12 protein-coding genes are annotated in these 13,290 nt (G+C 73.7%); 9 read left to right on the top strand and 3 right to left on the bottom strand.

Annotated features, from left to right (window positions below; all coding sequences use genetic code 11):
* Positions 1-150 precede the first annotated feature (150 nt).
* The 5 genes from ACTMS2_RS07325 to ACTMS2_RS07305 all read left to right on the top strand — a co-directional run bounded on the left by ACTMS2_RS07325 (position 151) and on the right by ACTMS2_RS07305 (position 5,460).
* Positions 151-666 carry a MarR family winged helix-turn-helix transcriptional regulator gene (locus ACTMS2_RS07325; protein WP_441175130.1) on the top strand — a complete coding sequence of 172 codons (516 nt, stop codon included), beginning with the start codon at positions 151-153 and terminating at the stop codon, positions 664-666.
* A gap of 4 nt (positions 667-670) precedes the next feature.
* Positions 671-2,353, top strand: a complete 1,683-nt coding sequence (locus ACTMS2_RS07320; protein WP_441174750.1) for a CocE/NonD family hydrolase — start codon at positions 671-673, stop codon at positions 2,351-2,353.
* 147 nt (positions 2,354-2,500) lie between these two features.
* Complete coding sequence (locus ACTMS2_RS07315) at positions 2,501-3,409, top strand: hypothetical protein (protein ID WP_441174749.1); 909 nt, start codon at positions 2,501-2,503, stop codon at positions 3,407-3,409.
* A gap of 105 nt (positions 3,410-3,514) precedes the next feature.
* Positions 3,515-4,090 carry an ArsR/SmtB family transcription factor gene (locus tag ACTMS2_RS07310; protein ID WP_441174747.1) on the top strand — a complete coding sequence of 192 codons (576 nt, stop codon included), beginning with the start codon at positions 3,515-3,517 and terminating at the stop codon, positions 4,088-4,090.
* On the top strand, positions 4,087-5,460 hold the full coding sequence (locus ACTMS2_RS07305) for an MFS transporter (protein ID WP_441174745.1): 1,374 nt from the start codon (positions 4,087-4,089) through the stop codon (positions 5,458-5,460). Before ACTMS2_RS07310 ends, ACTMS2_RS07305 begins: the two co-directional genes overlap by 4 nt.
* A 51-nt stretch (positions 5,461-5,511) precedes the next feature.
* Here the strand turns inward: ACTMS2_RS07305 and ACTMS2_RS07300 are convergent, their stop codons facing one another.
* The gene (locus tag ACTMS2_RS07300; protein WP_088999344.1) at positions 5,512-5,715 is read right to left on the bottom strand and encodes a cold-shock protein; all 204 of its coding nucleotides are present in this window, start codon (positions 5,713-5,715) and stop codon (positions 5,512-5,514) included.
* A 185-nt stretch (positions 5,716-5,900) separates the two neighbouring features.
* Between ACTMS2_RS07300 and ACTMS2_RS07295 the strand changes: the two genes are divergently transcribed.
* Both ACTMS2_RS07295 and ACTMS2_RS07290 read left to right on the top strand, forming a co-directional pair.
* Complete coding sequence (locus tag ACTMS2_RS07295; RefSeq protein ID WP_363902621.1) at positions 5,901-6,584, top strand: class I SAM-dependent methyltransferase; 684 nt, start codon at positions 5,901-5,903, stop codon at positions 6,582-6,584.
* 96 nt (positions 6,585-6,680) lie between these two features.
* Positions 6,681-7,292: a DedA family protein gene (locus ACTMS2_RS07290; protein ID WP_101411692.1), complete on the top strand. Its 612-nt coding sequence runs from the start codon at positions 6,681-6,683 to the stop codon at positions 7,290-7,292.
* 125 nt (positions 7,293-7,417) lie between these two features.
* Here the strand turns inward: ACTMS2_RS07290 and ACTMS2_RS07285 are convergent, their stop codons facing one another.
* Positions 7,418-8,071: an MBL fold metallo-hydrolase gene (locus ACTMS2_RS07285; protein WP_441174743.1), complete on the bottom strand. Its 654-nt coding sequence runs from the start codon at positions 8,069-8,071 to the stop codon at positions 7,418-7,420.
* Positions 8,072-8,079: 8 nt separating this feature from the next.
* Entirely contained in the window at positions 8,080-8,796 is a 717-nt protein-coding gene (locus ACTMS2_RS07280; protein WP_441174741.1) for a maleylpyruvate isomerase family mycothiol-dependent enzyme, read from the bottom strand.
* A 171-nt stretch (positions 8,797-8,967) separates the two neighbouring features.
* On the opposite strand from ACTMS2_RS07280, the gene rsgA reads away from it, so the two are divergent.
* Positions 8,968-10,020, top strand: a complete 1,053-nt coding sequence (gene rsgA / locus ACTMS2_RS07275) for a ribosome small subunit-dependent GTPase A (protein WP_441174740.1) — start codon at positions 8,968-8,970, stop codon at positions 10,018-10,020.
* A 299-nt stretch (positions 10,021-10,319) separates the two neighbouring features.
* The gene (uvrA, locus tag ACTMS2_RS07270) at positions 10,320-13,259 is read left to right on the top strand and encodes an excinuclease ABC subunit UvrA (RefSeq protein ID WP_088999350.1); all 2,940 of its coding nucleotides are present in this window, start codon (positions 10,320-10,322) and stop codon (positions 13,257-13,259) included.
* The last annotated feature ends 31 nt before the right edge of the window (positions 13,260-13,290 follow it).

Genomic DNA, 13,290 nt, shown 5'->3' with positions numbered 1-13,290 from the left:
CTCGATGGATTTCGTACGACGCTCAAGACCTCGCGAACGACGCAAAGTGCCGACAGTCGAGTATCTTGATAAACGAGATTATCGACTGCTGAGTTATGCTGCAACCGGAACGGACGGCAGGAGGCGGCGACCGACGTGGCAGGTCACGGCATGTACCGGCGGCGCGACACGCGCCGCGAACGCCTCATCGCCGAGATCGGGGCCGAGCTACGGCGCTACTCGGTCGACGCGCAGCACATCGGGCACGCCTTCGCCGGCCTGCACGGGCTCAACGCCACCGACCTCCAGGCGCTCATCGCGGTGATGGACGCCGAGCTGATCGGTCAGCCGATCACCCCCGGCCGCCTCGGCGAGCAGCTGAACCTGTCATCCGGCTCGGTCACCGCGCTGATCGACCGCCTGGAGCGCGCGGGGCACATCCGCCGCGACCGCGACACCGCCGACCGCCGCAAGGTCTTCCTGCACTACGCCGAGCGGGGCGCCGCCCTCGCCATGGACTTCTTCCGCCCCCTCGGCAGGCGTACCGACGACGTGATGGCCGGCTTCAGCGACGACGAGCTGGAGGTGGTGCACCGGTTCATGACCGCGATGACCACCTCCATGGCGGAGCACCGCGACGCGATACGCGCCGCCCGCGACGAGCCGGCCCGGCGCGCGAACGGCTGACGGCGTGCTCGACCGGCTGGCAACCCGCCTCGCCACCGCCGCCCTGCGGTTGCCGCCCGCGCGCACCCGGCGGGTCACCCTCACCCGGGGCATCCCGGTGCGGGTGCGCGACGGCGTACCGCTGCGCACCGACCACTACGCCCCGGACCTGCCCGGCGCGCCCACCGTGCTGATCCGCACCCCGTACGGGCGGGGTGGACCCATGCGGCTGCTCGGCCGGCTCGCCGCCGAGCGCGGCTTCCACGTGGTGATCCAGTCCTGCCGCGGCACGTTCGGCTCGGGCGGCGTCTTCGACCCGCTGGTGCACGAACGCGAGGACGGGCTCGACACCCTCGACTGGCTGCGCCGCCAGCCCTGGTGGTCCGGCGCGTTCGGCATGTTCGGCGCCAGCTACCAGGGCTTCGTGCAGTGGGCCCTCGCCGCCGACGCCGGCGGGGAACTGCGCGCGATGGTCGCGGTGGTGACCGCGTCGGGCACCCGCGACTCGACGTACGCCGGGGAGTCCTTCGCCCTGGACACGGTGCTCACCTGGGCCGAGCTGCTCCAGGCGCAGACCGTGCCGTGGCTGGCCCGGCAGTGGGAACTCAAGCGCGGCCAGCCCCGGCTGGTCGCGGCCCTGGCCCACCTGCCGCTGGCCGAGGCGGACCGGGTGGCCACCGGCGTCACCGTGCCGTTCTTCCAGGAGTGGCTGCGCCATCACACCCCGGACGCCGACTACTGGCGGGCGCGGGTCTTCGGCGACCGGATCGCCGAGGTCCGCGCGCCGGTGGCGATGGTCAGTGGCTGGCACGACATCTTCCTGCCGGCCCAGCTGAGTGACTTCGCCGCGTTGCGGGCGGCCGGCAGGAGTCCCCGGTTGACGGTCGGGCCGTGGACCCACGGCAGCCCGGGGCTCTTCGTCGCGGCGCTGCGCGACGGGCTGGACCACCTCGACGCGCAGCTCGCCGGGCGGCGCCCGCGCGCGGGCGCCGCCGCCCCCGTACGGGTGCACGTCGGCGGTGCCGGCGGGGGCTGGCGGGACCTGCCCGACTGGCCGCCCCCGGCGGTGCCCACCCCGTGGCACCTGCACCCGGCGGGCGGACTCGACACCGCCGCACCGGTGCCGTCGGCGCCCGACGGCTTCCACTACGACCCGGCCGACCCGACGCCCTCGCTCGGCGGCCCGCTGCTCGTCGCCCAGCGGGCCGGCCCCGTGGACAACCGGCCGGTCGAGGCCCGGCCCGACGTGCTCACCTACACCAGCGCCCCGCTCGACGCGCCCGTCGAGGTGATCGGCCCGGTGCGCGCCGAGATCCACCTGCGCAGCGAGCTGTCCCACCTGGACGTCTTCGTGCGACTGTGCGACGTGGACCGGCGCGGCCGGTCGTGGAACGTCTGCGACGGGCTGGTCCGGGTCGCCCCCGACCGGTTCGCCGCCGACGGGGCGGGCGTGGTGCGCGTACCCGTGGAACTCTGGCCCACCGCGCACCGCTTCGCGCCGGGGCACCGGCTGCGGGTGCAGGTCTCCGGCGGCGCCCACCCCCGCTACGCGCGCAACCCCGGCACCGGCGAAGCCCTCGGCTCGGCAGTCACCCTGCGTGCCGGATGGCGGGAGATCCTGCACGACCCACAGTGTCCGTCCGCAGTGGTCCTGCCGATCATGCCGGCGGCACCACAGCTTTCTCCCAATCGAAAAAACCCCGCCTGAGCTGGGCGTTCATCAATCGATGGGGCTATGGTTGGGCCAATGCCCGACGCTGTGCACCACTCGGTCGGGCCTGCCTGTGAGGCCCTCACGCCGCCTACGCGGTGTCACTGTCGTGCCCGGCCCCGACCATCCGCAAGGGGGAATCCCATGACGCGGGCACCGCAAAACCTGTTGGCCGTCCGCCGCCTGCTACTCGACCACCTCGACATCGATCCCGACAGATCCCGCGACCAGGACCTCGAACCCGCCGAGGTCGGCATCGTCGGCGACCCCGCCCACCGGGGCGGCTACCACTGCGGCTCCGACCGGGTCGTGACGCGGGACTACTCCGTCGTCGAGTCCTCCCGGGACTCGTCCGGCCTCACCCTCGACGCGTCCGCGCTCGACGTCGGGCCCTTCCGGGTCAGCGTCGGTGGGCGGACCCACGATCTGCGGAGCTTCTCCACCTGGTGCGTCGAGCAGTGCGCCGCGAACAGCGCGGACAGCCGCGACATCCGGGAGATCATCTACTCCCCGGACGGCAAGGTCGTCCGACGGTGGGACCGCCTGCGCAGGCGGACCAGCGGCGACAACTCCCATCTGTGGCACACCCACTTCAGCTTCTTCCGCGACTCGACCAAGGCCAACCGGGACCAGACGCCGCTGTTCCGCCGCTACCTGACCGCCATCGGACTGATCGCCCCACCCGCAGAGGAGTCCACCATGGAACAGACCGACCAACTCGCCTACAAGACCGACGTGCCCACCCGTACCGTCGGTCAGGTCCTCGCCGACCTGGAGAACCTGCGCAACTGGCTGATCTCGCCCGTCGGAACGACGGGCCTGGTGAACCCGCCGATGGATCAGTCGCCGTTGACACTCCTGCTCGCGATGGCGCGCGGCTACCCGGCCCTGGCCACCCAGGTCAAGGCCCTGACCGACGGCGACTTCAGCGACGAGCAGGCGATCATCGCCGGCGTGCTCGCCGGCCTGTCGCCGGAGCAGATCGCGGAGGCCATCCCGCCCACCATCGCCCAGCAGGTCACCGACGAACTGGCCCGCCGCCTGGCGGCCTGACCTCCCGCGTCCGCGTACCGTCGCGCTCCCGGCGCTCGCGATCCGGCAACGGCAGTTGCGCAATAGTTGTTGCGCAACTGCCGTTGCGAATGTCAGGCTGGCGGCATGACGAACCCCGACGTGCGCCACGTGACCGACTCGCGGGTCCTCGCCGCGTTGTCCCATCCGCTGCGCCGACGGTTGATGGACGTGCTCAAGGTGCACGGCCCGGCCACCGTCGGCCTGCTCGCCGAGCGGACCAGCCAGGCGCCAGCGAACGTGAGCCACCACCTCAAGGTGCTGGCCGGCGCCGAACTGGTCGAGGAAGCGCCCGAGCGGGCCCGCGACCGGCGGGAACGGTGGTGGCGCCTGGTCACCCGCGGCGTGCGCTGGTCCCAGTCGGACTTCGACGCCGACCCCGCCGCCCGGGCCGTCGCCGACGCCGCCATCTCGCTCAACCTGGACCGGCACGTCGCCCTCGCCCGGGCCTGGCACGCCACCGACGAGGCCAACCAGGCCGCCTGGCCGCAGGGCCCGTTCTCCACCGACCGCTGGCTGCACCTGACCGACGCGGAACTCGCCCGACTGGCCGAGGAACTCAACGCCGTGCTCGCCCGGTGGGGCGAGCGCGACGTGCCCGACGACGGGCAGAAGCGCGAGCCGGTCTTCCTGTTCGCCTACGGGATCCCGGCCACGCCGTGACGCCACCCGCCCGCGCCACCCCGCCGGCCCGTACCGCCGACGCCACGGCCGTCGGGTCGGCGGCCGGGCGCCACCCGCCCGCCGATTCGACGGTACGGGCCGCCGGCCCACCACCGGCGGCGACGCGGCCCCGGGGCGGGCTGCTGCGGCACCGGGACTTCCGGCTGCTCTGGGCCGGGCAGACGGCCAGCGCCGTCGGCAGCAACGTCACCGCCGTGGCGCTGCCCCTGGTCGCGGTGACGGTGCTCGACGCCAGCACCTTCGGCGTCGCGGTGCTCACCGCCGCCGCCTGGCTGCCGTGGCTGCTCGTCGGCCTGCCGGCCGGTGCCTGGGTGGACCGGCTGCCACGCCGGCCGCTCATGATCGCCTGCGACGTGCTCTCCGCGCTGCTGTTCCTCAGCGTTCCCGCCGCCGCCGCGCTCGGCGTGCTGACCGTGGCGCAGTTGCTGGTGGTGGCGTTGGGCGCCGGCCTCGCCCGGGTCTTCTTCGAGACCGCCGACCAGGTCTACCTGCCCGTGCTGCTGCGCCCCGAGCAGGTGCCGGAGGGCAACGCCAAGCTCCAGGCCACCCGGACCGCGAGCTACGTGCTCGGCCCCGGGCTCGCCGGCGCGGTCGCGCAGGCCGCCGGCGCGGTCATCGCGTTGCTGCTGGACGCGCTGAGCTTCCTGTTCTCCGCCGCGTGCCTGCTGCGCATCCGCACCGTCGAGCCGCGTCCCGTACGCGCCGGACCCGTGCGGTCGCTGCGGCGGGAGATCGGCGAGGGGATCCGGTTCGTCGTCCGGGACCCGTACCTGCGGGTGCTCACCGCATTCGGGGCGGCCAGCAACATCGGGCTGGTCGGCTACCAGGCCGTCCTGGTGGTCTTCCTGGTGCGGGAGGCGCGGCTCGCCCCGGCTCCCGTGGGCATGCTGGTCGCGGCGATGAGCCTCGGCGGCATCGTCGGCGCGCTGGCGGCCACCACGCTCGGCCGTCGGTTCGGCACCGCCCGCACCCTGCTCCTGGCGGCGGCGTTCACCGGGCCGCCGGCGTTGCTGATCCCGCTCGCCGGGCCCGGTGGCCGACTCGCCCTGCCGGCGATCGGCGGGATGCTGGTCAGCCTCGGGGTGGCGGTGGGCAACGTGCTCAAGGGCAGCTTCCGGCAGACCTACACGCCGCACCACCTGCTGGGCCGAGTCACTGTGAGCATGCACATGCTCAACTACGGCACGATCCCGCTGGCCGCGGTGGTGGCCGGGGCGATCGGCGCAGCCTACGGGGCCGGCACCGCGATCGCGGTGATGACGGGCTGGCTGGCGCTCACCCCGGCGATCCTGCTGATGGGGCCGCTGCGGCGGCGACGGGACCTGCCCGTCGCGCCGAAGCGGCCCTGAGAACGCGCTGCGGCGGCGGCCGGCGTCCGGCCGCCGCCACCGGCACGGGATCTACAGCGAACGGACGTTGTCCGCCTGCGGACCCTTCTGACCCTGGGTCACCTCGAACTCGACCTTCTGGCCCTCGTTCAGCTCCCGGTAACCGCTCGACGCGATGGCCGAGTAGTGGACGAACACGTCCGGCCCTCCGCCATCCTGCTCGATGAAGCCGAAGCCCTTTTCCGAGTTGAACCACTTAACCGTGCCGGTTGCCATGCATCTCTCCCTGTTCCAAAGCGGGTGACCCCGGTCTTCGACCGATGATCGCCCGGTGCCACCCCGAGAGTAGCTGGCCGAACCCGGATTTGCTGGCCGAAGTGCCGCAGGCGTTGCGGCAAACTCTCGGCGCGGGGGACGCGAAAGCCGGGCGGCGGCCGGCCGACTGGGGCATGCTTGCCCCGATGGGGAGTGCCACAGTCGACGCGCTGACCGAGCTGGAGCGGGAGATCGACGCTCCGGGCACCGGGCTGGACCGGCTGCGGCTGGTGCGGATCCCGTTCGTCCCCGAGGTGCGGCTGCACCTCGCCGAGGACGCCATCGTCTGGTGGGCCCGGATGGAGGCGCAGGCCGGGCACGCCCTGCCCCCGCCGTACTGGGCCTCGGTCTGGGCCGGCGGGCAGGCCCTCGCCCGCCACCTGCTGGACCACCCCGGCCTCGCCGCCGGCCGCCGGGTGCTCGATCTCGCCGCCGGCTCCGGCCTGGTCGCGATCGCCGCCGCGCTCGCCGGCGCCGAGCGGGTCGTCGCCAACGACATCGATCCCTACGCCGTGGCGGCGGTCACCGTCAACGCCCGGGCCAACCACGTGACGGTCGCGGCCGCCGGCGGCGACCTGCTCGACTCCGAACCCGACGGGACGGACCTGCTGGTGGCCGGCGACGTGCTCTACGACGCGACGATGGCGGCGCGGGTACTGCCCTTCCTGCGGCGGGCCGCCGCCACCGGCGCCGAGGTGCTGGTCGGCGACCCCGGGCGGGGCCACCTGCCACCGGGCCTGCTGGCGGCGGTGGCGAGCTACCCCGTGCCGACCACCGAGCCCTCGGTCGACTCGTCCGTGCGCCGGGTGCAGGTGCTGCGTCCCCGGTGACCCCGGCCCTCAGGGTCGACCCCGAGCCCGATACCAGGGGGCGCTGGGGGATCGGACCCGATGCTCCGGGTGGCCGGGCGGCCATAGCGTACGGGCATGGCGGATTGGCTGACCCAGCTCGGAGAACTCCCCACCACCCTGCTCATGGGGGTGCTCGGGGTGGTGATGCTCTTCGACGCCGTACCGCTGCTCGGGGTGCTGGTCCCCGGCGACGTGGCGATCCTCGCCGCGACGGGGGTCGGCGGACCGACCACCGGGGCCGCCACCTTCGCCGTGGTGGTGGCCGGCTGTCTGGCCGGCTGGTCGCTGAGCTTCCTCGCCGGCCGGCGGTACGGCGAGCAGCTGCGGCGCAGCCGCCTCGGCGGCTGGATCGGCGAGGCGCGCTGGGCGGCGGCGGAGGGGATCCTCCAGCGCGGGGGCGGCCGGATGGTCCTGGTCGCGCCCTTCCTGCCGGTGTTCAACGCGCTGCTGCCGCTGGCGGCCGGCGGGCTGCGGATGTCGTACCCGCGATTCCTCGGCTGCGCGACGCTCGGCGCGGCGGCCTGGGCCGGTCTCTACCTGGTGCTGGGCACCGCCTCACGGTCGGTGGCCGGGCTGCTGCCGGGGGAGTCCAGCCCGATGCTGGTCACCATGGCGGTCGGCCTGCTGCTGGCGGGCGTGGTGCTGATGGGTACGCGGCGGCGGCTGCGCGCCGTCACCGGCGCCTGAGCCGCCGCCCGGCGCGGACCGGCGGGGGGCCGGCCGGCGACGGAAGCCGGGGGCCGGCGGGGGGAGCGGGGGACCGACGGGGGGGAGTGGGGCCGGGCGCGATCAGCGCCCGGCCCCGCTGCGGTTCACCAGCCCCGGGCGCGCCACTGGGGCAGCGCGGGGCGTTCCGCGCCGAGCGTGCCGTCCTTGCCGTGACCCGGGTAGAACCAGGTCTCGTCGGGCAGCCGGTCGAACAGCTTGTGCTCGACGTCGTCGATGAGCGCGCCGAAGCGCTCCGGGTCCTTGTCGGTGTTGCCCACCCCGCCGGGGAACAGGCTGTCGCCGGTGAACAGGTGCGGCGTCCCGGCCGGATCCCGGTAGAGCAGCACGATCGAGCCGGGGGTGTGACCCTTGACGTGGATCACCTCCAGCGCGCAGTCGCCCACCGCCACGCTGTCGCCCTCGGCGAGCGTCGCGGCCTCGATCGGCAGCCCGGCCGCGTCGTCGGCGTGCACCAGCGCCCGGGCGCCCGTCTTGGCGACGACCTCCTCCAACGCCACCCAGTGGTCCATGTGCTGGTGGGTGGTGACCACGGTGGCCAGCCCCGCGTCGCCCACCAGGTCGAGCAGCCGGGGCGCCTCGTTGGCGGCGTCGATCAGCACCTGCTCGCCGGTCGCCCGGCAGCGCAGCAGGTAGGCGTTGTTGTCCATCGGGCCCACCGACACCTTCGTGATGGTGAGCCGGTCGAGCTCGCGTACGGCCGGCGTGCCGCCGGGCGTGACGTCTCCGCTGTAGATCATGAGGTCGTCTATATCCATTCCGGTGGTTGCGGCAGGGGTCCGTCGGGGGTGACGGCCAGCACGGTGCCGGGGCTGCGGCCGATCAGCCAGGCGGCGATTTCGGGGGCGGCACCGGTGACCGTGGGCGCGGTGGCCCGGTCGCCGACGACGAGTTCGTGCCGGCTGCCGTCGAAGCGCAGCACCATCGGCGGTACGTCCGTCCGGCCCGCGAGGTCGCCGGCCACCTCGTGCAGCAGCCGGTGGCCGAACGCCTCGGGCCAGTCGGCCGGCCGGTAGCCGGCGTCGAGGTCCACGTGGTGCACCTCGATCTCGCGCAGCCGGCCCCAGACCAGCATGGCCGCCGGCCACGGGCCGCGCCGCGTCTGGACGGTGGCCGCCCACGCCTCGACCGGCATCGCGGCGACAGCCTCGGTGAACCGGTCGGCCGAGCGGCGCAGGTCGTCCAGGTGGGCCTCCGGCGGGCGGGGCGCGCCGGCCTCGATGTCGGCGTCCCGGGCCGTCGCGGACGCGTACATCGGGATCGGCTCGCCGGTGCGCGCCGCGGTGAGCAGGTTGACGAAGCCGTCGGCGTTGCGGGCCAGATGGGCCAGGACGTGCCCCCGGCTCCAGCCCGGTAGCAGCGACGCGGCGGCGAGGTCGGCGCCGTCGAAGGCGGCCGCGGTCCGCAGCAGACGGTCCGTGGCCCCGTCCACCTCGCCCGTCAGCAGAAGCGGATCCATGGTCACCCACCGACCCTATCCGCCGGGCCGCCCCGCGTCGCCGGGGAAATCGCTTTCGGCGCGTCGCGGCACGTCCTACCGTCGGCGTCGAACGCGGCACCGGAACGGCGGGGGAGGTGGTGACCATGCCGGTAGCAGTACGCGTGCGTCAACCGCTCCGACACCGATGAGGATGCCATGACCATCGATCTGACCGCCCTCGGCTGGGACGCCGACCGGGCGGCACACGTACCACGACGCGGCGGCCACCGACCGGGCCGGGTGGCCCGGGTGGACCGCGGCGTCTGCACCGTGCTGTGCGCGGACGGCCCGGTCCGCGCCACCCTGGGCGGGGCCGTCCTGGCCGCCGCCGCCCGCGACCTGACCCGGCTGCCCTGCGCGGGCGACTGGGTGCTGCTGGGCACCTGGCCGGACCGCAACGTCACCGTGGAGGCGGTGCTGCCCAGGCGCACCGCCCTCGTCCGGCGGACCGCCGGCAAGGACGCCAGCGGGCAGGTGCTGGCCGCCAACCTCGACGCCGCCGCCGTGGTGGAGCCCGTGTACCCCGAGCCGGACGTCGGCCGGATCGAGCGGCTGCTCTCGCTGGCGCACGAATCCGGCGCCCGGCCGCTGGTCGTGCTCACCAAGGCCGACCTGGCGGCCGACCCGGGGGCCGTCGCACGTCAGCTCGCCGGGGTCGCCCCCGGGGTGCCGGTGCTGGCCGTCAGCGCCGAGCACGGCGCCGGGCTCGGCCCGCTGCGCGCCGAGGTGGCCCCCGGCCGCACGCTCGGCCTGCTCGGGCCGTCCGGGGCCGGCAAGTCGAGCCTGGTCAACGCGCTGGCGGGGGCGGCGCTGATGCCCACCCAGGCGATCCGGCGCGTCGACGGCAAGGGTCGGCACACCACCACCTGGCGGGCGCTGCTGCCGGTGCCGGGCGGGGGCGCCGTGCTGGACACCCCGGGCGTACGGGCGGTCGGCCTGCTGGACGGCTCGGCGGGGCTGGACCGGGCGTTCGCCGACATCGCCGAGCTGGCCACCGGCTGCCGCTACGCCGACTGCGGGCACGACGGGGAGCCCGCCTGCGCGGTGCGCGAGGCGCTGGAGAGCGGCGAGCTGCCGACGCGGCGCTGGGAGAGCTGGCGCAAGCTCCAGCGGGAGCTGGCCTTCGAGAGCCGGCGGCGGGAGGTCCGGCTGGCCGCGCAGCGGCGTGGCGGCTGGCGCGCGGGCCGGCGGCGGGCGGCCCGCCCCTGACGGAGGTACGCACGGGCGGGACCGGTCGACCACCGGTCCCGCCCGTTCCCTCGGGCGCGACGGACCGGCTTCCTCGCGCGCGACGGACCGGCTTCCTCGCGCGCTGCGGGCCGGCTTCCTCGGGGCGCGGCGGACCGGGCTGAGCTGGGGGAATGTGCCGGCGAGGGAAGTTGTCGTACCTCGGGGCTAGAGTTGCCGAGGCGCCTTTCTGCGCGCCCACAACCACTCAGACAACCGCTCAGACCAGCCTTGGAGCGGACATTTCCTCCTCATCTTCTTCTCCCGGGAGTGCACGGACAGTGGCCGACCGACTGATCATCCGTGGCGCGCGCGAGCACAACCTGCGTGACGTCAGTCTCGACCTGCCCCGGGACGCCCTGATCGTGTTCACGGGGCTTTCGGGGTCGGGCAAGTCGAGCCTGGCCTTCGACACGATCTTCGCCGAGGGGCAGCGCCGCTACGTAGAGTCGCTGTCGTCGTACGCGCGGCAGTTCCTCGGCCAGATGGACAAGCCGGACGTCGACTTCATCGAGGGTCTGAGCCCGGCGGTCTCCATCGACCAGAAGTCCACCTCGCGCAACCCGCGCTCGACGGTGGGCACCATCACCGAGGTCTACGACTACCTCCGGCTGCTCTTCGCCCGCATCGGCGAGCCGCACTGCCCGGTCTGCGGCGAGCGGATCTCCCGGCAGACCCCGCAGCAGATCGTCGACCGGGTCCTCGCCATGGCCGAGGGCACCAAGTTCATGGTGCTCTCGCCCGTGGTGCGCGGCCGCAAGGGCGAATACGTCGACCTGTTCGCCGAGCTCCAGGCCAAGGGCTACGCCCGGGCCCGGGTCGACGGCGTGGTGCACCCGCTCACCGAGCCGCCGAAGCTCAAGAAGCAGGAGAAGCACACCATCGAGGTGGTGATCGACCGGCTCACGGTCAAGCCGAGCGCCAAGCAGCGGCTGACCGACTCGGTCGAGGCCGCCCTGGGCCTGTCCAACGGCCTGGTCCTGCTCGACTTCGTCGACCTGCCGGAGGACGACCCGGAGCGCGAGCGGCGCTACTCCGAGCACCTGGCCTGCCCCAACGACCACCCGCTCGCGATCGAGGACCTGGAGCCCCGGGTCTTCTCCTTCAACGCGCCCTACGGCGCGTGTCCCGAGTGCACCGGCCTCGGCACCAAGAAGGAGGTCGACCCGGAGCTGGTCGTCCCCGACCCGGAGCGCACCCTGCGCGAGGGCGCGGTCCAGCCCTGGTCGACCGGGCACAACCTGGAATACTTCCTGCGCCTGCTGGAGGCCCTCGGCGCGGCCGAGCACTTCGACGTCGACACGCCGTGGCGGGCCCTGCCGTCGCGGGCGCAGAAGACGATCCTGCACGGCTCCGACGACCAGGTGCACGTGCGCTACCGCAACAAGTTCGGCCGCGAGCGCTCCTACTACACCGGCTTCGAGGGCGTGGTGCAGTGGATCGAGCGCCGGCACACCGACACCGAGTCGGAGTGGTCGCGGGAGAAGTACGAGGGCTACATGCGCGACGTGCCCTGCGCGGCCTGCGGTGGGGCCCGGCTCAAGCCCGAGGTGCTCGCGGTCACCCTGGCCGGCCGGAGCATCGCCGAGGTCTGCAACCTCTCCGTCGGGGAGGCCGCCGACCTGCTCGCCGGCATCGAGCTGACCGACCGGCAGAAGATGATCGCCGAGCGGGTGCTCAAGGAGATCAACGCCCGGCTGAAGTTCCTGCTCGACGTCGGTCTCGACTACCTCTCCCTGGACCGCCCGGCCGGCACCCTCTCCGGCGGCGAGGCGCAGCGCATCCGGCTGGCCACCCAGATCGGCTCCGGCCTGGTCGGGGTGCTCTACGTCCTCGACGAGCCGTCGATCGGGCTGCACCAGCGCGACAACCACCGGCTGATCGAGACCCTGGTCCGGCTGCGGGGCCTGGGCAACACGCTGATCGTGGTCGAGCACGACGAGGACACGATCCGCACGGCGGACTGGATCGTCGACATCGGCCCGGGCGCGGGTGAGCACGGCGGCAAGATCGTGCACAGCGGCTCCGTGCCGGCGCTGCTGGAGAACCCGGAGTCGGTGACCGGGGCCTACCTGTCGGGGCGCCGGTCGATCCCGACCCCCCAGGGGCGCCGCCCGCAGACCCCGGAGCGGGAGTTGGTGGTGCACGGCGCGCGCGAGCACAACCTGCGCAACCTGACCGTGTCGTTCCCGCTGGGCCAGCTCATCGCCGTCACCGGGGTCAGCGGCTCCGGCAAGTCGACGCTGGTCAACGACATCCTCTACGCGGTGCTGGCCAACCAGATCAACGGCGCCCGGCTGGTCCCCGGCCGGCACACCCGGGTCTCGGGGCTGGAGCACGTCGACAAGGTGGTCGGCGTCGACCAGTCGCCGATCGGCCGCACGCCGCGGTCCAACCCGGCCACCTACACGGGGGTCTGGGACCACGTCCGCAAGCTCTTCGCCGAGACCACCGAGGCCAAGGTCCGGGGGTACGGCCCCGGCCGGTTCTCGTTCAACGTCAAGGGCGGTCGCTGCGAGGCCTGCTCCGGCGACGGCACGATCAAGATCGAGATGAACTTCCTGCCCGACGTGTACGTCCCCTGCGAGGTCTGCAAGGGCGCCCGCTACAACCGGGAGACCCTGGAGGTGCACTACAAGGGCAAGACCGTCTCCGACGTGCTGGAGATGCCGATCGAGGAGGCGGCCGAGTTCTTCTCCGCCATCCCGGCCATCCACCGGCACCTCAAGACGCTGGTCGACGTCGGCCTCGGCTACGTACGGCTCGGCCAGCCCGCGCCCACGCTCTCCGGCGGCGAGGCACAGCGGGTCAAGCTCGCCTCCGAGTTGCAGAAGCGCTCGACGGGGCGGACGGTCTACGTCCTCGACGAGCCGACGACCGGCCTGCACTTCGAGGACATCCGCAAGCTGCTGATGGTGCTCGAAGGGCTGGTCGACAAGGGCAACACGGTGATCACCATCGAGCACAACCTCGACGTGATCAAGACCGCCGACTGGTTGATCGACATGGGTCCCGAGGGCGGCCACCGGGGCGGCACGGTGCTCGCCACCGGCACCCCCGAGGAGGTCGCCGAGGTGCCCGGCAGTCACACCGGCCAGTTCCTGCGTCAGGTGCTCAAGCTCGACGGCGAGGCGAAGGGCGCGGCGGCGGCCACCTCCCGGGCGGCCAAGGCCAACGGCACGAAGTCCCGCGCCCGTAAGGTGCCGGCCGGGGCGCGCTGACGGCGTGCTCCGCCCGGTCGGCCCCGGCCAC

Source organism: Micromonospora sp. SD12 (assembly GCF_052068495.1).
GTDB classification, from domain to species: domain Bacteria; phylum Actinomycetota; class Actinomycetes; order Mycobacteriales; family Micromonosporaceae; genus Micromonospora; species Micromonospora echinofusca.
This window is presented reverse-complemented; position numbering and strand designations above follow the sequence as displayed.